Source organism: Brevundimonas bacteroides DSM 4726 (assembly GCF_000701445.1).
Lineage (GTDB): Bacteria > Pseudomonadota > Alphaproteobacteria > Caulobacterales > Caulobacteraceae > Brevundimonas > Brevundimonas bacteroides.
The window spans coordinates 80,276-101,223 of sequence record NZ_JNIX01000015.1 but is presented as its reverse complement, the minus strand read 5'-3'; the positions used below and the strand labels follow the sequence as shown (position 1 = coordinate 101,223).

Sequence of the window (20,948 nt, the reverse complement as noted above, 5' to 3'; positions counted from 1 at the left end):
TTCGAGCCTTCGAGCGTCGCTTTGAGCTTGACGGCCGGGCCGGATTTCCGACACGTTCCGGCCGCTGTCATGAGCCTGTCATGCTCAGCCCGGCCCGTTCCAGTTTGGGGTGCCGGTTCGCGTCAACGGCTTTCGCAAGGCTTCATGCTCGACACCGCCGCCGAGGAAAAGCCGGACCGCAGGCCCGCCATGCTGGTCTGCGTGTACGATGATGCCGATGACCTGTGGCCGCTGGACGCGCCGGGCGGGCTGAATGCTCGTATCCTGCCGGTCGGCCCGGACGACCCCGCCGTGCTGGCGGGCGTGATCACCGGAGAACTGGACGACGAAGCCTGTCGCGCCGTGCTGCTGGTCGGCCGGACGAAGAAGGCCGATCGCTTCCGCATCCAGATGCGCGCCGAGAACCGGGCGCTGAGCGGCGGCAAGAAGCTGTCGATGACCGGCCCGGCGGTGGCGCGGGCCACTGCCCCGGTATCGGAGATGATGCGGGCGCTGAACGACGCGGGCTTCGCCGCCGATGCGACGTCGGAGAGCGAGGACGACGCGGGATCCTATCTGCTCTATCGGGTGCTGACGGCCCTGCCGGACAACGCGGACGCGGTGGCCGTGGGCCTGTTGCGAACGCCCAGCGGTCTGGCCCCCGAAACGGTCCGACGCGGCGTCGAGGCGGCGGCGGCGGCGATGGCGCGGCACCTGTCGCCCCTGCCCCGCGCGCGCCTCAGCTGATCCGGCCCCTGAGGGACCAGGCGGCGATCAGGCCGACGCCCGCCAGCGCCGCCATCGACAGATAGCCCAGCGTCCCGAATGCGCCGTAGAGCGGCCCGGCCGCCAGCGTCGCCAGACCGATCAGGACGCCGGCCGCCATGACCGAGTTCAGCGTCTGTGCCGCCGTGTGCTGGCCGGGCGGGGCGAGACGCTCGATGATCTCCACGCCGGCCAGATAGGTCGCCGCAAACGTCAGGGCATGGAGCGCCTGAAGCGGCCAGAGCAGGACGAGCGGCGGAGCGCAGGCCAGGGCGGTCCAGCGCACGACCGCCGCCAGGCCCCCGACCGTCAGGATCGTCATGGCGCCGATGCCGCGACGCCGCCGCCACGGCTCGACCCACCACATGAAGCCGATCTCCACGATCACGGAGAAGGCCCAGAGCAGGCCGGTCGTGCGCTCGTCTATGCTCTGCGCCTTCCAGGCGATGGCGGAGAAGCCGTAGTAGAAGGCGTGGGTGGCCTGGATCGCGCCGATGGCGAGGAGCGCGGTCATGAACAGGCGGTCTTTCAGCAGACGGCCGACGCCGGCGAAGCGGTCGCGCGCCCGGCCCCGCTCGGCCACGCCGTCGGTGGGGAGGAGGGTCGCGGCGATGAGCGCGAGCAGGCCCGAGGCGACCGCGACGCCGACGATGACGCCATCCACCGAGGCGCCGCTGAGAACCGCGCCCATCAGGACGTTGGCGATGACGAAGGCGGCCGAGCCGCAGCCCCTCGGCCACGCGAAGGCGAAGCCGGTGCGGCGGGCGGCCTGGAGGCTGAGTACGTCGGTCAGGGGGATCAGGGCGGCCATCGCGGTCGCCGCCACGAACCAGGCCCCTCCCTGAATCCACAACCCCTGCCCGACCCCGGCCACGACATAGGCCGCGCAGGCGACGGCGCCAAGGATAGCGATAGGCGTGCGTCGACGACGGAAGCCGTCCGCCCAGACGGCGATCACTGGGCCGGTGACCAGGCGCGCCAGCATGGGGGCGGCCAGCAACCCCCCGATCTGGGCCGCCGTGAAGCCCTGAGCCGACAGCCAGAGGCCGGCGAACGGCAGGCTGACGCCATTGGCCGTGAACAGGAGGACATATTGCAACGCCATTCGGCTCGCGATGCTCATGCGGCGACGCAGTAGCAGACGCCGGAGATTCCGTGGGCTACGCTCGTGTAATGAGTTGGAATCGCTCGCTCGCAGGCTTCGCCGCCCTGAACGGCGCCATGGCGGTCGCCGTCGGCGCCTTCGCCGCTCATGGGGCCGGGCCGCAGGTCAAGACGTTGCTGACCACAGGCGCGAGCTATCAGCTGGCACACGCCCTGCTCGGCCTCGCTTGCGCCCTTTGGTCGGCCGCGCCGCGACTGGCGCAAATCGGCGGATGGATGGCCGCTGTTGGGGGCTTGGTCTTCTGCCTTGCCCTTTCGCTGATCGGCCTGGCGTCGTTGCCGGCGATGGGCGCAGTGGCTCCAGTCGGCGGGGTTCTGATGATCGCGGGCTGGCTCGTAGTCGCGCTCGCAGTCTTCCGGTCACCTTCCGTCAATGCCTGATCCTCTAGCTGCAATTCTCCGAGACCACATGGCCTTCCCCGTGACCGAGACGCCCCGCCGAGAGCTCTACCCCGAGCTCGAACCCTTCGCGTCCGGCTGGATGCAAACCGACAGCGTCCATGAGGTCTATTTCGAAGAGTGCGGCAATCCGCAGGGTCAGCCTGCGCTGGTGTTGCACGGAGGCCCGGGTGGCGCGGTCAATCCGGCGATGCGGCGCTACTTCGATCCGGCGATCTATCGCATCATCCTGTTCGACCAGAGGGGATGCGGAAAGTCGCGCCCGAACGCCTCGCTGGAGGATAACACCACCTGGACCCTGATCGAGGATATCGAGCGGTTGCGCGAACGCTGCGGTGTCGAGACGTGGACGGTGTTCGGAGGATCGTGGGGGTCGACGCTTTCGTTGGCCTACGCCATCACCCATCCGGAGCGGGTAAAAGCGTTGATCCTGCGCGGCATCTTCCTGCTGACCAAGAAGGAGTTGCATTGGTTCTACCAGGAGGGCGCCTCGATGATCTTCCCCGACGCCTGGGAGCGGTTCGTGGAGCCGATTCCAGAGGGCGAGCGGCACGACCTGATGGGGGCTTACCACAAGCGGCTGATCGGCGAGGACGTGGCCGAGCGCGAACGCTGCGCCGTGGCCTGGTCCAGCTGGGAAGGCGAGACGGTCAGCGTCGAGGGTCCCGACGCCCGTCCGGACAAGTTCGCCGAGCCGGAGTTCGCCGTGGCGTTCGCGCGGATCGAGAACTGGTACTTCACCAACGGCGGCTTCTTCCCCGAGGAAGGCTGGCTGCTGAAGAACATCGGCCGCATCCGGCACATCCCGACGTGGATCGCGCAAGGGCGATTTGATGTGGTCACACCGATCGCCAGCGCCTGGGCCCTGCACCGCGCCATGCCTGAGGCGAAGCTGGATATCGTCGGCGACGCGGGGCACGCGTCATCGGAGCCCGGCATCGTCGACAGCCTGGTGCGCGGAACGGACTGGGCGGCGACGCTCTAAGGCGGCTCAGACCAAGCCGTAGCCCTTGGGCAATTCAGCATAGCGGTGGACGCGGGTCGACAGGACCAGGCCGAAGCCGATCATGATCGTCATCATCGACGAACCGCCATAGGACAGCAGCGGCATGGGCACGCCCACGACCGGCGCCAGGCCCATGACCATGGCCCCGTTGATGAGCACGAAAATGGCGAAGAAGGCCGTCATGCCCGCCGCCGAAATCCGCGCGAAGTGGCTGTGGGCCAGGGACGCAATGCGCAGAGCGATCAGAACGATGGCGATGTAGCAGGCCAGGAGCGCGAAGGAGCCGACGAAGCCGAACTCCTCGGCCACGGTCGAGAAGATGAAGTCGGTCTCGCGCTCGGGCAGGAACTCGAGCTGGCTCTGGCTGCCCAGACCATAGCCGCGACCCAGCAGGCCACCGGAGCCGAGCGCGATCTTGGACTGGATGATGTTGTAGCCCGTTCCCGACGGATCGGACTCCGGGCTGAGGAAGGTCAGGACGCGGTTTCGCTGATATTCGTGCATGCCGAACATCACGAATGGAGGGATGGTGACGAGCGCCGCGACGCCGCCCGCCGCGATCACTTTCCAGCTAAGACCCGCCACGAACATGACGGCCGCTCCCGTGAGGCCGATGATCATGGCCGAACCGAGGTCGGGCTGCTTGGCCACCAGCAGGAACGGCACGCCGATCATGGCGACCGGGAAGATCAGCTTCCAGGACCAGCGCGCCTCCTGCGCCGTATGGTCGTGGTACCAGCGGGCCAAAGCCAGAACCAGGCCCAGCTTGACGAACTCGGCCGGCTGGATGCGGATGAAGCCCAGGTTCAGCCAGTTCTTGGCGCCGGCTCCGGCGGGCTCGTACCCCAGCGGCGTGAACTCGATCATGAGCACCATGACCACGACCAGGCCATACAGGGGATAGGCTGCGCGGAAGAACCACTTGGGGTGGACCATCGCCAAGCCGATCATGACCAGCAGCATGGCCCCGAAGCGCAGCAGGTGATCGATGGCCCAGGGCTGCCACTGCCCGCCCGCGATCGAATAAAGCATGGCCGTGCCGGTCATGGCCACGACTGACAACAGGGCGATCAACCGCCAATCCAGCTCCGACAGCTTGGTCGAAAGGCGATCGCGTTCGCCGGGACGGGTCAGGGCCGAAGCGGTCATTGGGGAGATGCAGGCAGGTAGGGACGCGGGCCAGCCGGTTCGGCGGCCGGGGCGGCAGCCTGCGCCGGCGCGGCGTTCAGGGCCAGGCTGTCGGACTCGTGGGCGCCCGGATCCTCGGGTGTCTCGGCGAAGCCTTCGCGTTCAAGGCGCTGGCGGATCTCGTCGTCCTTGAGCAGGACGACCTTCATGATCTCGCGGGCGCGGGGCGCGCCGGCCGTGCCGCCGCCCAGGCCGCCGTGCTGGACGATGACGGACACGGCGTAGCGCGGATTGTCGATCGGGGCGTAGGCGATGAAGAGATTGTGGTCCTTCTGGGCCCAGGGCCGACCTGCGCCGCTACGCGAGCCGGACCCATAGTTGCGCGACTGGGCGGTGCCGGTCTTGCCAGCCATCCGAACCGCGCCAAGGCCCAGCTGACTGTTGCGGAAGCCGGTGCCGCCGACGTCGGTCACCATCTCCATGCCCTCGCGCAGGACCTGTAGATGAGCAGGGTCGTAGGGCAGGTCGGCGAAGGCGCGGTCGCCACCCTGCTCCACCCCGTCGATGCTCTTGATCAGACGCGGCAGGACCGCCTTGCGGCCATTGGCCAGACGCGCCGTATAGGTGGCGAGCTGGAGCGCGTTCACAGTCAGTGCGCCTTGGCCGATGCTGTAGCTGGGGGTCTCGCCCGGATACCACATGGGGTCGCCGCGCACAGGGTTACGCCTGCGCCACTCGCGATCGGGAACGAGGCCCTCGCGCTGACCGTCGATGCCGATGTCGAACTCCTGGCCGAAGCCCATCTCACGCGCCGCCTCGGCGATGGCGTCCGGCCCCATCTCGACCCCCAGCGTCATGAAGTAGACGTTGCAGGAGTTCTTGATCGCCTCGCGCATGTTCTGCGAGCCGTGGGTGGCGTGGCAGGCGAAGCGGCGGCCGAGGTAGTAGCCGCCGTTGCAGACGATGCGACGTTCGGGGTTCGCGCCACGCTTCAGCGCCGCGAGGCCGGTGACAGGCTTGAAGGTCGAACCGGGCGCGAAGGTGCCGTAGATCGCCTTGTCCAGCAGGGGCCGCCGCTCATAGTCCGCCAGCGGACGATACATCGAGCTGGGGATGCCGTTGACGAACAGGTTCGGATCAAAAGACGGCGCCGACACCATGCACAGGATGTCGCCGGTGCGGACGTCCATCACGACGGCGCCGCCGGCTTCCTCGCCAAAGACCTCCAGCGCCCGGTTCTGAACGTCGGCGTCCAGGGTCAGCACAATCTCTTTGCCGGGAACAGCTGGCCGCGAACCGCCGACATCCTCGGCCACGACGCGGCCGCGCGCGTCGACTTCGACCCGATTGCCGCCCTCGACCCCGCGCAGATCTTCGTCCAGCGCCTTTTCGACGCCGGTCCGGCCGATGCGGAAGCCGGGGTTGTAGAGGATCTGCGGGACCTCTTCATTACGGTCGCGGTAGGCCTGAACGTCGCGATCGGAGGGCTTGGCGACATAGCCGACGACGTGGGCGAACGATCCACCGAAGGGGTAGTAACGGGCCTCGTTCATGTCGGCCATGACGCCCGGCAGCTCGTTGGCGTAGAGGTTGACCCGGGCGAACTCTTCCCAGGTCAGATCGGTCTTGACCGGAACGGGCGCGAAACGCGGCGCGGCGTTGACGTCACGGATGATCGAGCGGCGACGGTCCACGGTGTCAGGAAGCAGGCGGCCGAGCAGATCCAGCGTCTGGTCCAGATCCTTGGTTTCGTCGCGGACGACGAGCACGCGGAAGCTGGGCCGGTTGCCGGCGATGACGACGCCGTTGCGGTCCAGGATGCGACCGCGCGGCGGGGGCACCAGGCGGAAGTTGAACTGGTTCTGACTGGCGAGCGTCGCATACTCCTCGGCCTGAACGACCTGGAGCTGCGCGAGACGGACCGTCAGAGCGGTGACGCCGATGGCGGTCAGGCCGCCGACCACGAAGGTGCGCCGCAGGAACGAGCCTTGCCGCTCGTTGACGTCGGAGAAGAAGATGGACGGCTCGCTGCTCATCGGAAGCGCACATCACCATCGTCGAACCGCTGGACCATCCAGTCGGCCACGGGAAATAGAAGAAGCGTCGGCAGGACCTGCAAGAGCAGGGCCAAGAGGCTGGGCGGGCGGCCCGCGTCGAAACTGACGATCAGATAAGCCAGGAAGAAGGCGAGCGCGGTGCAGATCGCATACCAGACGAACAGCACCTGGGTTTCCTGGCCGGCGAGCAGGTTCCGCGAGACCAGGACCACGGCGTAGACCGCCAGCAGGGCCAGCGGCCACATGCCGAGCGTCCCGCCCCAGAAGATGTCGAGGAACAGTCCGAGCGCGAACAGCACGGCCGGCGCCAGCATGGATGGGCGGATCAGTGGCCAGGCGAAAGCCAGCACCATCGGTAGGACCGGCTCAGGCAGGGTCAGGCCAAACAGCTCGACCGGCGTGGCCAGAACGATGGTTAGGGCGATTGCGATCAGAGCCGGGCGAAACACCAGCTCGAAGGAGCCGACCACGCGGACCGCGACGGGGCGCCTCACTCCGCCGCCCCCGGAGCCGAGGCGGTGGCCGGGGCCGTAGTCTGACGCGCGCGACGGGCGGCGGCGTCGCCGATGGCGGCGGTCTGGGCGGCGTCAGGCGCGGGAGCCGTCGCCAGGCCGGCCAGCGGAGGGGTGTTGAGTGCCTCGGGATCGACCAGCTGGCCGAAGTCTTCGAACAGCATGATGCGGACGTAGTCGATGGCGCCCCGGTCGCTGAACAGCTTGACCCGCCACGTGCCGTCGATGCCGCGCGCCGCCACGCCGATGGGCACGCCGCGCGGGACGCCGCCGCCGTCGCCCGACGTCAGGACGCGGTCGCCGGCCTGTATCGAGCCCACGCCGCGCACGAACTCCAGCCGGGGGTTGCCCGAACCGTCGCCGGTCAGGATGGCGCGGGCGTCGGTGCGGTCGACCAGCACCGGCACGCGACTGGCGACGTCGGTAACCAGCAGCATCCGGCTGACGCCGCCGGTGGTGCCGACGATGCGGCCGACCAGGCCGTGCTCGTTGATGACGGGGTTGCCGATACGCACGCCCTTGCTCGATCCCGCGTCCAGAAGACGGGCGTTGGCGAAGGGGCCTCGCGATTCCGACACGGACCGCGCCGTGGCCATGGCGACGGGAGGCTCGGTGCGCAGGCCGAGCATGGCCTCGTAGCGGGCATTGACGTTCTTGAGCGCGATAGCCTGGTCGCGCCAGGGTTCGAGCTCGGCGACCTGACGGCGCAGACGACGGTTCTCGGACACGGCGTTGAAGTAGCCGCCGATATAGTCCGAGGCGCTGCCGGCCCAGCGAACGGGTGCCGCCAGCACGCCGCCGATGGGGGCCAGAACCGTGTCCACGCCGGCGCGGACGGGGCCATAGCCGTGCGCGCCGCCGTCGTTGCGGCGGTCGCCGATGATCATCAGGACGGATGCGATCAGGGCGACGACCACCGCGACCGCGGCGGTCCAGGCCAGCGGCACCTTGAGCTGATCGAACGGTCCGTCGCGGAACGCCACGGCCTTGCCTTCCAAAAGAGGTCAGAATCGGCGGGACGCCCCCCGCCGCTGTGGCAGCCTATCGCAAAAAGCGCGCCGGATTGGAACCGGCGAAATCGCTGCAATCACGGGGATTTGCAGCGGCGCTTGCGCCTCCGATCAGAGCGCGGAGTCGAGCACGCCCTTCATCCAGCGCGGATGCTCCAGAACGCGGCCGCAGCCGATGGCGACGCAGCTCAGCGGATCGTCGGCGACGGAGACCGGCAGGCCGGTGTGATCGCGGATCTCGGCGTCCAGGCCGCGCAGCAGGGCGCCGCCGCCCGTCAGCATGATGCCCTTGTCGGCGATGTCGGCGGCGAGTTCCGGCGGGGTGGCTTCCAGGGCCACCTTCACGGCGTCAATGATCTGGGAGACGGGCTCGGCCAGGGCCTCGGCGGCCTGACGTTCCGAGATGCGGACCTCGCGCGGGACGCCCTGCATCAGGTCGCGGCCCTTGACCTCGATCGACAGGCCTTCGCCGTCGGCGGGAATGCGGGCGGTGCCGATGTCCTTCTTGATGCGCTCGGCGGTGGTCTCGCCGATCAGCAGGTTATGGTTTCGACGCATATAGCTGATGATGCTGTCGTCCATCTTGTCGCCGCCGACGCGGACCGAGCGGGAATAGACGATGCCCGACAGGGACAGCACGGCCACCTCGGTGGTGCCGCCGCCGATGTCGACGACCATGGAGCCGGTGGGTTCGTGGATCGGCAGGCCGGCGCCGATCGCGGCGGCCATCGGCTCGTCGATCAGGCCGACGCGACGCGCCGAGGCGTTCAGGCAGCTGTCGTTGATGGCGCGGCGCTCCACCGCCGTGGCGCCCGAGGGCACGCAGACGATGATCTTGGGGTTCACGAAGCCCTTGCGGTTATGAACCTTGCGGATGAAGTGCTTGATCATCTCCTCGGCGACTTCGAAGTCGGCGATGACCCCGTCGCGCATGGGGCGGATGGCTTCCATGTGGCCCGGCGTGCGACCCAGCATCTGCTTGGCCTCGATGCCGACGGCGTGGACGATCTTGCGTCCACCGACGTTTCTCAGCGCCACCACGGACGGCTCGTTCAGGACGATGCCCTTGCCCTTCATGTAGATGAGGGTGTTGGCGGTCCCGAGGTCCATCGCGATGTCGTTGGAGATGGCGCCGAAGAGGGAGAAGCTCATGGGGGTCGGTTACCGTTCGGTTGGGGCCGTGTGGGGCGATGCTGATCCAGCCCGTTTCGGCGACGCCCCGGCCGAGGCGCATCCCCATACGCGTTCGGCCTCCTGATCGTCCTCGCCTGACGGACTGAGCGCCCGTTTGCCCGCTGCTACAGGTGATTACAAGCCCCGAAACCGTCCGGTCGCGCCGGTTCGATCACGAGGCGGTTACGGCTCCGCTTGAGGGCCTCGCACGGTGTCCGAGGCCGTCTCGCGCCGACGAACCAGTTCGCGCACTCCCAGCATGATCGCCAGCCAGGCCACGGCGACCGCGACGAGGATCAGCGAGGTCCAGACGCCGTCTCCGCTGACCGCCGAAACCACCGCCCCGCCGAAAAAGGCCACCAGCGCGGTCTTGGGCAGCACGCCCAGGGCGCATCCGGCCAGGAAGCCGAGGAACGAGGCCCGAGTCGCCCCGAACGCCATGTTGACGACAATGAAGGGGGCGGACGGAACATTGCGGATCATGAAGCTGGCGTAGAAGGCGTTCCGGCCCACGAACCGCTTCAGACGCTCCAGGGTGCGGCTGTCCAGTCGGTCGATGAGCCGGGCAGTCGGGCCGCGCCCCAGCCAGTAGGTCAGGCCCGCGGACACCACGGTCGCCGCCCAGCTGTAGAAGAAGCCGAGCGACGGGCCGAAGGCGACGACGCAGGCGGCGATCAGGATGAACTGGGGCGCGCCGATGAAGGCGGCGGCCACGAACAAGACGATGGTGGCGGCGAAGGCCCAGGGGCTGCCGCGATAGCCCTGGAGCCACCCTTCCAGATTTTCCTCGGCAGCGAGAGCGAACTGGGTCTTGCCCAGCGCCAGCAGCCCCAGGGTGGCCCCCAGCAGCAGCGCCGCCGCGAGCGCCGTGCGCCAGCGCCGCCCCTCCATGTTGAAGATGAAGTCGAGGATCTGCCTCATGCCCGGCCGCTTACCATCCGCTGTGGCGTCCCGGCGAGCCCTGCGCTCCAGCCGCGTTTGATCCGCCTTTCGCATCTGCGTAAAGACGACGGGCCTTTCCGGGGAATCGCCGATGTCCGACCTGCAGTCCTCCGCCCTCGCCCGCGTGGCGCCCTCCGCGACGCTGGCCGCGACCGCCAAGGCGCGCGAGCTCAAGCGCCAGGGGCGCAACATCATCAGCCTGGGCGCCGGCGAACCCGACTTCGACACGCCCGAGAACATCAAGGCCGCCGCCATCGCCGCCATCCAGCGTGGCGAGACCAAGTACACGGACGTGGACGGCCTGCCCGAGCTGAAGGCAGCCATCGTGGCCAAGTTCGAGCGCGAGAACGGCCTGACCTATACGACGGCGCAGATCCACGTCGCGCCAGGCGGCAAGCCGGTGATCTACAACGCCCTGGTGGCGACGCTGAACGCGGGCGATCAGGTCATCGTGCCGGCGCCCTACTGGGTCAGCTATCCCGACATGGTGCTGCTGGCGGGCGGCGATCCGGTTTTCGTCACGGGCGAGGAGGCCGACGGCTTCAAGCTGCGGCCCGAGGTGCTGGAAGGCACGATCACGCCCCGGACCAAGTGGCTGATCCTGAACAGCCCGTCCAACCCGACAGGCGCGGCCTATACGCGGGCCGAGCTGGAGGCGTTGGCCGAGGTGCTGCGGCGGCATCAGCAGGTCTGGATCCTGACCGACGACATGTATGAGCACCTGACCTATGGCGGGTTCGAGTACACGACGATCGCCCAGGTGGCGCCGGACCTCTACGACCGCACTTTGACGGTGAACGGCGTGTCCAAGGCCTATGCCATGACGGGCTGGCGAATCGGCTATGCGGGTGGGCCCAAGCCGCTGATCGACCTGATGCGCAAGGTCGCCAGCCAGACGACGTCAAACCCGGCCTCCATCAGCCAGTGGGCGGCGGTGGAGGCGCTGAACGGGCCGCAGGACTTCCTGCCCGAGCGCGGAGCGGCCTTCGAGCGGCGACGCGATCTGGTGGTGTCGATGCTGAACCAGGCGACGGGCATCCGCTGCCCCACGCCGGAGGGGGCCTTCTACGTCTATCCCTCGATCGAGGGGCTGATCGGCAAGACCGCGCCGGACGGGACGGTGATCGACAGCGACGAGACGTTCTCGACAGCCCTGCTGGAGGCAGAGGGCGTGTCGGTGGTGCACGGGGCGGCGTTCGGACTGAGCCCCTACTTCCGCATCAGCTACGCGACCTCTGAGGATGTGCTGGAGGAAGCCTGCGCGCGCATCCAGCGGTTCGCGGCGTCGCTGCGCTAGCTGGCCCGGCTGACGGCGAAGTCGGCGAGGCTTTCCAGGGCGGAGCGCCAGTCGCTGCGCGGAAGCACCTTCAGCGCGGCCTTGGCGGCGTCGGCATAGTCGCCGGCGGCGTCCAGCGTGGCCGAGACCGCGCCGGTGCCCAGGATCAGCTCGCGAGCGCGCCGGAAGTCCTCGTCGGAGCGTTCGTTCCGGTTGATGGTGCGGTCCCAGAAGGCGTCCTCGCGGCCGCGCGTGCGGGCCACGGCCAGCAGCAGCGGCAGGGTGACCTTGCCCTCGCGGAAGTCGTCGCCGGCGTTCTTGCCCAGGGCCTCGGACGAGCCGCCGTAGTCCAGGGCGTCGTCGGCAAGCTGGAAGGCCAGGCCGAGATTCAGGCCATAGGATCGCAGGGCGTCGGTCGTCTTCTCGTCGGCGCCGACGCCGACCGCGCCGGCCTCGGCGGCGGCGGCGAAAAGTTCGGCGGTCTTGGCCGAGATGATGCGCAGGTAGGTTTCCTGATCCAGGTTCAGGTCGTGGGCGCGGGTCAGTTGCAGCACTTCCCCTTGCGCGATGACGCCGGAGGCCTGGGCCAGGATGCCCAGCGCGCGGATGGCGCCGGTCTCGACCATCAGTTCGAAAGCGCGGGCGAACAGGAAGTCGCCGACCAGCACGCTGGTGGCCGAGCCCCAGATCAGATGGGCCGCGACCTTGCCCCGGCGGCGCTCGGACCCGTCGACCACGTCGTCGTGCAGCAGGGTGGCGGTGTGGATGAACTCGACGGAGGCCGCGAGCTTGAGCGCATTGTCGATCGGATCGGCCCCGACGGCGCGGGCGGCGGCGATGGTCAGCAACGGACGCAGGCGCTTGCCGCCCGCCGAGACGATGTGCTCGGCCAGGAGCGGGATGACCGGCACCTGGGACTGCATCCGGTCCAGGATCAGGGCGTCGACCGCCGCCATGTCACCCTTGGCCAGGCGGGCCAGGGCCTCGACGTCGCCTTTCGGGCGTGTGGCGGTCAAAACGGCGGCGTCCAAGGAATCTCTCTTTCAGGCCTCGCGGCGCGAGGGGAGACGCGCCGCACGATCATCCGTCCTTGCGGGGCGGGGTCACGCCGGACAATGGTGACCCCGCCATGAAGGGTCAAGCCGCGTGACCGTCGCATCCCCCCCGCCCGAAGGCGAGGCGTCTCAGGACGAACCGACCGAGAACGCCCTGCTCGGCGGAAGGGTTCGCCTCCTGCAGCCCGCGAGCGGCTATCGCGCCGGCATGGACGCGGCCCTGCTGGCAGCGGCTGTGGCGGCCAGGCCCGGCGAGACGGTGCTGGAGGCGGGCTGCGGGGCGGGCGCAGTGCTGACGCAGATCGCGGCGCGGCGGCCGGGCGTGTCCTTGGTTGGGGTGGAGCGGGATGCTTCGGTCGTCGGTCTGGCGCGCCAGAACGCCAAGCTCAACGGCATCGGCGACCGGATGAGGGTGCTCGAGGGCGACGTGGGGGCCGCGTTCAAGTCGCTGGGCCTGCCGCGCGCCGACTGGGCGGTGTCGAACCCGCCGTTCTTTGACGACGAAGGTGCTCTGCGAGCCCCCTCCCTGGCCAAGCGCGGAGCATGGATCGCCGACGACGGGCTGGCGGTCTGGGTCGGGTTCCTGACGGACGGGGTGAAGGACGGCGGGCGGATCGTGATCATCCACCGAGCGGATCGGCTGGCGGACCTGCTGGCGCTGCTGGGGCCCAGATGCGGGTCGTTCGCCATCCGGCCGGTCCACCCGTTCGCGGACGAGCCGGCCAAGCGGGTGCTGGTGCAAGCGATGCGGGGCGGGCGGGCGCCGCTGCAACTTCTGCCGCCCCTCGTGCTGCACGACCGGTCGGGGGCCAAGCATACGACGCAGGCCGAGGCGATCCTGACGGGGGCCGCAGACCTAGGGTTCTGATCGACTCCCGAACTGGGAGTGAGAGTCCGGAAAAGCGACTCTCACTTCTCTCACCCGGCCCGCGGAAGCATTCATGAGGACCAGCCTAACCATCGCACACGTCAAAATCGGACGTGGCTGGACCGGTCCGCGCGTTCGGCGCTATGGCCCGCCCATGTCCCTTCGCCCCCTGTTCGTCACCCAGGTCTATGAAGCCAGCCTCGCCGCGACGCCGGGCTTCGACGCCTTCAACGCCGCCCTCGCCGACGCCTGCCGCATGCTGGCGGTCGAGGACGGCGCGGGCCGGGCGTGGTGCCGGGCGCACGGGTATCGTGGCTATACGTCCTACGGCTCGCTGAACGACCTGCCGCAGCGCCTGCCGGAGTTCGCCGAGCTGAAGCGGCATCTGGACCGGCACGCGGTCGCCTATGCCAAGGCGCTGAACTTCGACCTGGGCCGCAAACCCCGGCTGGACACCCTGTGGGTCAACATCCTGAAGCCCGGCGGATCTCACAGCGGCCACATCCACCCCCACGCCTTCCTGTCGGGCACGGTCTATATCGAGGTGCCGGACGGGGCCTCGGCCCTGAAGCTGGAGGACCCGCGCCTGGCCATGATGATGGCGCGGCCCAGCGTGCGGCCCGACGCGCCGGAGGCCGAGCAGCCCTTCGTCTATCTGGCTCCGCAAGCAGGGACGGTGCTGATGTGGGAGAGCTGGCTGCGGCACGAGGTGCCGGCGACCGCGGCCAAAAGCGAGCGCATTTCGGTTAGCTTCAACTATGCTTGAAAGAGACGACGTTGGCGCGCGGCATCCTGGGGTATGCCTGATCACTGGAGCCGCGTCGGGCATCGGCGCGGCGACGGCGTGGCGGCTGGCCGACGACGGTGCCCGCGCGCTGGTGCTGGTCGATCGTGACGGCGATCGGCTGCAGGCCCTTGGGGACGCGCTCGAGCGGCCGGGGCTGGAACTGTTTCTCTGCGCCCAGGACGTCACGGACGAGGAAGGCTGGGACGGGGTCGAGCACGGTGTGCGCCATCACTGGCAGGGACTGGATGCGGTCGTCGTCAACGCGGGTGTCTCGGAAAGCGGGCCGATCGCCGAGCTGTCCCTTGAGGCGTGGCGGCGGGTGATGTCGGTCAATCTGGACGGGGGCTTCCTGACGCTGCGATCCGGGATGCGGCTGTTGCGCGATGGCGGCGCGGCCGTGGTCGTCTCGTCCGCCTCGGGCGTGAAGGCCGAGGCCGGGATCGCCGCCTATGCGGCGTCCAAGGCGGCGGTGATCCAGCTGGCGAAGGTGGCGGCCAAGGAAGGCGTGCCGCGCGGCGTGCGGGTCAACGCCATCCTCCCCGGCGGGGTCGAGACGCCCATGTGGAGCGGCATGGACTTCTTTCGGGACATGGTGGCCGCGCTGGGCTCCGAGCAGGCCGCCTTCGACGCCATCGCCGCCCACGGAACGCCACTGGGCCGCTATGCCAAGCCCGAGGAGATCGCGGGGCAGATCGCCTTTCTGCTGTCGCCGGCGGCGCGGTCCATGACCGGCGCGGCGCTGATCGTGGACGGTGGCTATACGCTCTGACCAGCCTGTGTAACCTTCGCCTTTCCCCCGCCGTAACGGGCCGCACGTGACCGACCGCGAAGCCCAACTGAAAGCCCTGATGCTCCGCGGACTGGAGGGCGACGCCGCCGCCTGGCGGTTGCTGCTGTCCGACATGGGGGCGCACCTGCGTCCCTTTTTCCGGCGCCGCCTGTTCGACGGCGGGGCCGACGCGGAGGACCTGGTGCAGGAGACCCTGATCGCCATCCACGCCAAGCGGGCCACCTGGGACCGCCACCAGCCCTTCACCGCCTGGGCCTTCGCCATCGCGCGCCACAAGCTGATCGACCATCTGCGCCGTCAGGGCCGCCGCCCCAGCCATCCGATCGAGGAGGCGGGGGAACTGTTCGCCGATCACACGGTCGAGGACGGCGCGACGCGCGCCGACCTGACCCGCGTCCTGGCTCACCTGCCGCTCCGCCAGCGCCGCCTCATCGAGGACGTGCGCCTGAAGGGCCTGACCGTCGCCGAGGCCGCAGAAAGGCACGGCTACAGCCTCACCGCCGCCAAGGTTTCGATCCACCGATCCATGAAATCCCTGAACGCCCGCTTCGCGCCCGCGTCCACAGACGGAGGCGACGATGAAGACTGAAGACCTGATCGAGGCCCTTGCCGCTGACCTCCCCGCCGCCAAGCCGCGTCAGGTCGAGCGACGGATCCTGCTGGCCCTCGCCGGGGGTGGGCTGCTGATCGTGCTGGGCGTCGATCTGTGGCTGGGATTTCGTGACGATCTGACGTCCGCGATGATGGGCCCCAACTTCTGGGTCAAGGCAGCCTATTCCGGGGCCTTGGGCATCATCGGGTTCTGGTTGCTCGACCGGCTGGGCCGGCCTGGGTCGCAGATCGCGGGACCCCTGATCGCGTTGGCGACCGTGCTCGCCGTTGCCGCCGGGTTCGCCACCTGGGAGTTCATGACCATGGCAGAAGCCGAGCGGATGCCCGCCCTGATGGGCGAAAGCGCCGTCGAGTGCGCGCCGCTGATCCTGATCCTCAGCCTGATCGCCGCGCCCTTCGTGTTTGGAGCGGCGCGGGGGTTCGCACCGATGCGGCCCGGCGCGGCGGGCGCCGCCGCTGGGTTGCTGACGGCCGGACTGGCGACGACGCTCTACGGTCTGCACTGCCCCGAGCACACGGCCGGTTTCGTGGTGGTCTGGTATTCGCTCGGCATCGCCGCGACGGCAGCGGTCGGGGCGGTGATCGGCAAGGTGCTGTTCCGCTGGTGATCTCCGGCTTCAAATCGCAATGAAGCCCCTGATCAACTCGGCGATACGCGTACGGTCCTGACCCGAAAGTCGGCCGACACGCCTTGAGATCAATCGATTATCGAGCGTGAACAGCTTCAGCCTGACAACGCAGCGCGACTTCAAGCCAGCATCTTCGAGATCGAGAAGCGGCGTGTCACCGGGACGGGGTCCGCCAGCGGCCGTAGTGATCATCGCCAGAAGTGTCTCGCCTTCTCGCTCATTGGCTGCGGCGGGCGAGATGACCACAGCGGGTCGGACCTTCGACACAGGGATGTTGCTGAAGGGAAATGGCGCGACAGCGACATCGCCCGCTTCACAGATCATCGAAGGCCGCCGCGTCCTCGGGCGTGTTCCATTCACTCAGCGTGGACTCAAGTGCGCGAAGGTACTCCCAATCCAAGGGCTCTGCCTTGCTGACGGTGACGCCCTCAGGCCCAACCCGATAAGCCAAAGTGTCGCCCGGCCCGGCCTTTAGAGCCTCCCGAACCTCTTTCGGCACCGTCGTCTGGGCCTTGGATGTGATCTTGGCGAAGTGCATTCCCATCGACGCTCCTTACATCCTTACCCGCGGAAAGTCGATGCCGACGCTCCTGTCGGCCGACTAGGTTTGCCCTTGCCGCCCCCAGTCGCTACATCCCGCTGCCCGCTCTCCCCCCACTCCGACTGACAAGGCCCGAAGCCCCCATGGCGCAGCAATACATCTTCCAGATGCAGGGTCTGACCAAGACCTTCCCCGGCGGCAAGAAGATCTTCGAGAACATCTGGCTGAGCTTCTACAACGACGCCAAGATCGGCGTGGTGGGCGTCAACGGCTCCGGCAAGTCGACGCTGCTGAAGATCATGGCCGGCATCGATCCGGAGTTCTCCGGCGAGGCCAAGGCCGCCGACGGCATCAAGCGCGGCTACCTGGAGCAGGAACCCCAGCTTGACCCGAACCTGAACGTCCGCGAGAACGTCGAGGCCTGGTGCGAGGAGAAGCAGTGGGTCAACCGGTTCAACGAAGTGGCCGCCGAACTGGGCGAGAACTACACGGACGAACTGATGGAGGAGATGACGTCCCTCCAGGAAAAGATTGACGCCGGCGATGTCTGGGACATCGACAGCCGCATCGAGATGGCGATGGATGCCCTGCGCTGTCCGCCGGACGACTGGTCGGTCGTGAACCTGTCCGGCGGTGAGAAGCGCCGCGTGGCGCTGGCCCGCCTGCTGCTGTCCAAGCCCGACATGCTGCTGATGGACGAGCCGACCAACCACCTGGACGCCGAGTCGGTGGCCTGGCTGCAGCACCACCTGGAGAACTTCCCGGGCTGCGTGATCCTGGTCACCCACGACCGCTATTTCCTGGACCAGGTGACCAAGTGGACGCTGGAGCTCGATCGCGGCAAGGGCATCCCCTACGAGGGCAACTACTCCGGCTGGCTGGAGCAGAAGCAGAAGCGCGTCGTTCAGGAGCAGTCGGAATCCGAGGCTCGCCAGCGGGCGCTGACCCGCGAACTGGAGTGGGTGCGATCCGGCGCCAAGGCCCGTCAGGCCAAATCCAAGGCGCGTCTGGCCGCCTACGAGAAGATGGTGTCCGAGCAGGAGAACAGCCGCCAGGCCCAGTCTTTCGCCGTCATCCAGATCCCGCCGGGGCCGCGCCTGGGCAATGTGGTGCTGGAGGTCGAGGGGCTGCAGAAGTCCTATGGCGACAAGCTGCTGTTCGACAACCTGACCTTCAAGCTGCCGCCGAACGGCATCGTCGGCGTGATCGGGCCCAACGGCGCGGGCAAGTCGACCATGTTCAAGCTGATCACCGGCCAGGAGCAGCCCGACGGCGGTTCCATCCGCGTCGGCGAGACCGTCAAGCTGGCCTATGTCGACCAGTCGCGCGACGCGCTCGACCCGAACAAGACCATTTGGGAAGAAATCAGCGGCGGCACCGACGTGATGATGGTCGGCAAGCGCGAGATCAACACGCGCGCCTATGTCGGCAGCTTCAACTTCAAGGGCGGCGACCAGCAGAAGAAGGTCGGGCAACTGTCGGGCGGGGAGCGCAACCGGGTGCACCTGGCCAAGACGCTCGCGACCGGCGGCAACCTGATCCTGCTGGACGAACCGACCAACGACCTGGACATCGAGACCCTGCAGAACCTGGAAGAGGCGCTGGAGGAGTTCGCCGGCTGCGCGGTGGTGATTTCCCACGACCGCTGGTTCCTGGACCGTCTGGCGACCCACATCCTGGCCTTCGAGGGCGACAGCCACGTCGAATGGTTCGAGGGCAACTTCGAAGCCTATGAAGAGGACAAGAAGCGCCGTCTGGGCACCGACGCGCTGATCCCGCACCGGATCAAGTTCCAGAAGTTCGGGCGCTGATCGGGCCGGGGCGTCTGCCCCGGTTTGGTCTTCAATGTTTCAAAAACGGGTGTTACCCCTTGCAACCAGTAAGGGAGTTTCGCCATGCCGACGATCACGGGAACCGCGGGCGCGGATACGCTCACGGGGAGCGCAGGAGCCGACCTGATTGACGGCTTGGGCGGAGACGATGTCGTCTTCGGGGCGGGTGGCTCCGATGCGCTCAACGGCGGCGACGGGTCGGATATCCTCAGGTTCGCAGGGCCGTCGTCAAACTATCTGCTGGTCCAGACGGCTACGGGGTGGGCCATACACGACGGGCAGTCCGCCGCCAGTACTGCTGTGAGCTTCGAGTTCGTGCAGTTTGCCTCCGGGTCAGCAGTAACCTTTCAGCAGGCGACGGTGCTTGATTTCGATGCGGCCGCTTACCTTGCGCGCTACGCCGATCTGCGCGCCGCGTTCGGGACCGACGAGGTCAAGGCCTATCGGCACTTCTTCGAATACGGTCAGGCCGAGGGCCGCGTGGCGTCCGCGTTCGACGGCTTGTCCTATATCGCCAGCTATGCGGACCTGATCCGCGCATTCGGAGCCGATAACGCGGCGGGCGTCGCCCACTATCAGCATTATGGCATGGCGGAGGGGCGCACGATCACCTTCGACGGGCAGGCCTATGCGGCGGCGTGGGTGGATTTGGCGCGGGCGTTCGGGACCGACGCGACGGCGGCGGCGCGTCATTACATAACCAATGGCCTGAACGAGGGACGGGCGACGAGCGGGTTCGACACGGTCGGCTATCTGCTGAGCAATCCCGACGTGGCCGCGTCTCTGGCCTTCACCCCGACGTCGCAGGTGCTGAACGCCGCCCGGACCCACTGGCTGACCTATGGCGCCGACGAGGGCCGTCCGGGCGAAGGCGCGTTTGGCAGAGACCAATCGCAGGCGAACCCGGCCCTGACGCCGCTGAACGCCGCCGGGCAGTCGGTGACGAACGGCGTGTTCGAGATCGCGGGCGACAAGGACTGGTTCTTCGCCAACCTGCCGACGCGGACCACGATCACCGTGAACGGATCGGACGCGGTGACCAGCATCTCGGTCTACGACGTGCGGGGCAAGCTGCTGCTGTTCGACGCCGACGGGCGCGGGGCCTCGTTCCTGGTGCCGGTGGAGACGTCGACGGCCGCATCGGGCAGCGTCTACATCGTCGTGACCTCGACAGGGACGGGCGGTTACACCCTGACCACCTCGCGCGCGGGAGCCCAGGCTGCTCCGGCGAGCGAAGAGGATGGGGCTCTGGCCAGCGCCGCCTACGCCTTGGCGGGTCTGGACGGCACGCCGGATCTCAATGCGGCAGACCTCACGCCCGACTGGCTGCCCTTGATCGATCCGGTTAGCCGCGGCCTCGACGTCATCGACTTCTAGGTCCGGGGCCGCCAGGCCTGGCTGCCCAGCCAGCGTGCCGTAGCCCCTCCCCCGGCCAGGCTTGGCGTCGTATAGGCCGAGCCATGACCACCCTGCCTGCCCTGCTTATCGCCTCGCGCGCACTCGCGCCCGTCGCGCCGTTCCTGGAGGCCGCCTATCGGGTCTTTCGCCTGTGGGAGGGGCCGCCGGTGGAGGCGACCGACGACATCACCGCCGTCGTGATGGTGGGCGAGGACGCGCTGGACATGGTGGTGCTGGAGCATCTTCCGAACCTGAAGCACGTCGCCTGCTTCACCTCGGGGTATGACGGGCTGGATCTGGACTGGTGCCGGGCGCGAGGCCTGGTCGTCACTCATGCGCCGGCGGTGAATCATGAGGACGTGGCCGATCATGCGCTGGCGCTGATGCTGGCGGCGCGGCGGCGCGTCGTGGACGGCGACCGGATCGTGCGCTCGGGCAGCTGGGCGATCGAGCAGCGGCTGATCACGCCGTCCATGCGGGGGCAGCGCGTGGGCATCGTTGGCTTGGGGGCCATCGGCGAGGCGGTGGCGCTGCGTGTCGCGGTGATGGGCTGCGAGGTTCGGTGGTGGGGGCCGCGCGACAAGGCGCAGGCGGCGTGGCCCAAGGCAGGGTCTCTTGTGGAGCTCGCCGCCCAGTCGGACATCCTGGTCGTGGCCTGTCGCGCGGACACGACGAACCGGGGGCTGATCTCGGCCGAGGTGATCGAGGCGGTGGGGCCGAATGGGCTGTTGGTGAACGTGGCGCGCGGGTCGCTGGTCGACGAAGACGCCCTGATCGCGGCGTTGAAGGCCGGGCGGCTGGGCGGGGCGGCGCTGGACGTGTTCGAGACCGAGCCGACGTCGGCGGAACGTTGGGCGGACGTCCCCAACGTCCTGCTGACGCCGCACACGGCCGGGGCGACGATGGCGGCCGTGCAGGGGATGCTGGCGCTTCTGGTCCGGAACCTTCAGGCTGTGGCAGCGGGCGAGCCGCCCGTGTCGCCTGTTCCATGAGTTCGCCCGTGACCGACATCGCCGTTCAGACCG

At 68.4% G+C, this 20,948-nt stretch carries 22 protein-coding genes; 12 read left to right on the top strand and 10 right to left on the bottom strand.

Translation table 11 applies throughout. The features are described 5' to 3' along the window. The first annotated feature begins 144 nt into the window (after positions 1–144). Complete coding sequence (locus tag Q333_RS0113880) at positions 145–726, top strand: C15 family peptidase (RefSeq protein ID WP_029417816.1); 582 nt, start codon at positions 145–147, stop codon at positions 724–726. On the opposite strand, the gene Q333_RS0113875 is transcribed toward Q333_RS0113880, so the two are convergent. Then, positions 719–1,867: an MFS transporter gene (locus Q333_RS0113875; RefSeq protein ID WP_029417815.1), complete on the bottom strand. Its 1,149-nt coding sequence runs from the start codon at positions 1,865–1,867 to the stop codon at positions 719–721. The two genes, Q333_RS0113880 and Q333_RS0113875, sit on opposite strands and share 8 nt — an antisense overlap. A 50-nt stretch (positions 1,868–1,917) precedes the next feature. Between Q333_RS0113875 and Q333_RS0113870 the strand changes: the two genes are divergently transcribed. Together Q333_RS0113870 and pip are read left to right on the top strand one after the other, a co-directional pair. Then, a complete protein-coding gene (locus tag Q333_RS0113870; RefSeq protein WP_029417814.1) occupies positions 1,918–2,289 on the top strand; it encodes a DUF423 domain-containing protein in 372 nt (123 codons plus the stop codon). Between the two features lie 28 nt (positions 2,290–2,317). Continuing rightward, entirely contained in the window at positions 2,318–3,292 is a 975-nt protein-coding gene (pip, locus tag Q333_RS0113865) for a prolyl aminopeptidase (RefSeq protein ID WP_029417812.1), read from the top strand. Between the two features lie 6 nt (positions 3,293–3,298). Here the strand turns inward: pip and rodA are convergent, their stop codons facing one another. The 6 genes from rodA to Q333_RS0113835 form a co-directional block, all read right to left on the bottom strand. Continuing rightward, complete coding sequence (gene rodA, locus Q333_RS0113860; protein WP_029417810.1) at positions 3,299–4,462, bottom strand: rod shape-determining protein RodA; 1,164 nt, start codon at positions 4,460–4,462, stop codon at positions 3,299–3,301. Beyond that, positions 4,459–6,477, bottom strand: coding sequence for a penicillin-binding protein 2 (gene mrdA, locus Q333_RS0113855; protein ID WP_029417807.1), 2,019 nt, complete (start codon positions 6,475–6,477; stop codon positions 4,459–4,461). The genes rodA and mrdA overlap by 4 nt, the downstream gene beginning before the upstream one ends. After that, entirely contained in the window at positions 6,474–6,992 is a 519-nt protein-coding gene (locus Q333_RS0113850) for a hypothetical protein (RefSeq protein WP_157072470.1), read from the bottom strand. The genes mrdA and Q333_RS0113850 overlap by 4 nt, the downstream gene beginning before the upstream one ends. Continuing rightward, the gene (mreC, locus tag Q333_RS0113845; protein ID WP_029417803.1) at positions 6,989–7,993 is read right to left on the bottom strand and encodes a rod shape-determining protein MreC; all 1,005 of its coding nucleotides are present in this window, start codon (positions 7,991–7,993) and stop codon (positions 6,989–6,991) included. Before mreC ends, Q333_RS0113850 begins: the two co-directional genes overlap by 4 nt. Before the next feature lie 138 nt (positions 7,994–8,131). Further along, positions 8,132–9,172, bottom strand: coding sequence for a rod shape-determining protein (locus Q333_RS0113840; protein ID WP_013269710.1), 1,041 nt, complete (start codon positions 9,170–9,172; stop codon positions 8,132–8,134). Between the two features lie 204 nt (positions 9,173–9,376). Next, positions 9,377–10,114, bottom strand: a complete 738-nt coding sequence (locus Q333_RS0113835; RefSeq protein WP_035294477.1) for a TVP38/TMEM64 family protein — start codon at positions 10,112–10,114, stop codon at positions 9,377–9,379. 112 nt (positions 10,115–10,226) lie between these two features. On the opposite strand from Q333_RS0113835, the gene Q333_RS0113830 reads away from it, so the two are divergent. Beyond that, positions 10,227–11,432: a pyridoxal phosphate-dependent aminotransferase gene (locus Q333_RS0113830; protein WP_029417796.1), complete on the top strand. Its 1,206-nt coding sequence runs from the start codon at positions 10,227–10,229 to the stop codon at positions 11,430–11,432. On the opposite strand, the gene Q333_RS0113825 is transcribed toward Q333_RS0113830, so the two are convergent. After that, positions 11,429–12,442 (bottom strand): polyprenyl synthetase family protein, encoded by a 1,014-nt coding sequence (locus Q333_RS0113825; protein WP_029417795.1) that lies wholly within the window; start codon positions 12,440–12,442, stop codon positions 11,429–11,431. The two genes, Q333_RS0113830 and Q333_RS0113825, sit on opposite strands and share 4 nt — an antisense overlap. A 115-nt stretch (positions 12,443–12,557) precedes the next feature. Between Q333_RS0113825 and Q333_RS0113820 the strand changes: the two genes are divergently transcribed. From Q333_RS0113820 to Q333_RS0113800, 5 genes are all read left to right on the top strand, one after another. Further along, complete coding sequence (locus tag Q333_RS0113820; RefSeq protein ID WP_051651342.1) at positions 12,558–13,334, top strand: tRNA1(Val) (adenine(37)-N6)-methyltransferase; 777 nt, start codon at positions 12,558–12,560, stop codon at positions 13,332–13,334. A 154-nt stretch (positions 13,335–13,488) separates the two neighbouring features. Beyond that, complete coding sequence (locus Q333_RS0113815; RefSeq protein WP_029417793.1) at positions 13,489–14,100, top strand: TIGR02466 family protein; 612 nt, start codon at positions 13,489–13,491, stop codon at positions 14,098–14,100. Next, entirely contained in the window at positions 14,093–14,890 is a 798-nt protein-coding gene (locus Q333_RS0113810) for an SDR family NAD(P)-dependent oxidoreductase (protein ID WP_051651341.1), read from the top strand. Before Q333_RS0113815 ends, Q333_RS0113810 begins: the two co-directional genes overlap by 8 nt. A 46-nt stretch (positions 14,891–14,936) precedes the next feature. Further along, a complete protein-coding gene (locus Q333_RS0113805; protein WP_029417789.1) occupies positions 14,937–15,500 on the top strand; it encodes a sigma-70 family RNA polymerase sigma factor in 564 nt (187 codons plus the stop codon). Beyond that, on the top strand, positions 15,490–16,131 hold the full coding sequence (locus Q333_RS0113800; RefSeq protein WP_029417787.1) for an NrsF family protein: 642 nt from the start codon (positions 15,490–15,492) through the stop codon (positions 16,129–16,131). The genes Q333_RS0113805 and Q333_RS0113800 overlap by 11 nt, the downstream gene beginning before the upstream one ends. Positions 16,132–16,140: 9 nt before the next feature. On the opposite strand, the gene Q333_RS17435 is transcribed toward Q333_RS0113800, so the two are convergent. Then, positions 16,141–16,476 (bottom strand): type II toxin-antitoxin system PemK/MazF family toxin, encoded by a 336-nt coding sequence (locus tag Q333_RS17435; protein ID WP_084176149.1) that lies wholly within the window; start codon positions 16,474–16,476, stop codon positions 16,141–16,143. Next, positions 16,466–16,690 carry an AbrB/MazE/SpoVT family DNA-binding domain-containing protein gene (locus Q333_RS0113790; RefSeq protein ID WP_029417784.1) on the bottom strand — a complete coding sequence of 75 codons (225 nt, stop codon included), beginning with the start codon at positions 16,688–16,690 and terminating at the stop codon, positions 16,466–16,468. Before Q333_RS0113790 ends, Q333_RS17435 begins: the two co-directional genes overlap by 11 nt. 146 nt (positions 16,691–16,836) lie before the next feature. Here Q333_RS0113790 and ettA point away from each other — a divergent pair, with 146 nt between their 5' ends. From ettA to Q333_RS0113775, 3 genes are all read left to right on the top strand, one after another. Beyond that, entirely contained in the window at positions 16,837–18,504 is a 1,668-nt protein-coding gene (ettA, locus tag Q333_RS0113785) for an energy-dependent translational throttle protein EttA (protein ID WP_029417783.1), read from the top strand. Between the two features lie 84 nt (positions 18,505–18,588). Beyond that, entirely contained in the window at positions 18,589–19,902 is a 1,314-nt protein-coding gene (locus Q333_RS17105) for a hypothetical protein (protein ID WP_029417782.1), read from the top strand. A gap of 83 nt (positions 19,903–19,985) precedes the next feature. Continuing rightward, entirely contained in the window at positions 19,986–20,915 is a 930-nt protein-coding gene (locus tag Q333_RS0113775) for a 2-hydroxyacid dehydrogenase (protein WP_029417780.1), read from the top strand. Positions 20,916–20,948 lie beyond the last annotated feature (33 nt).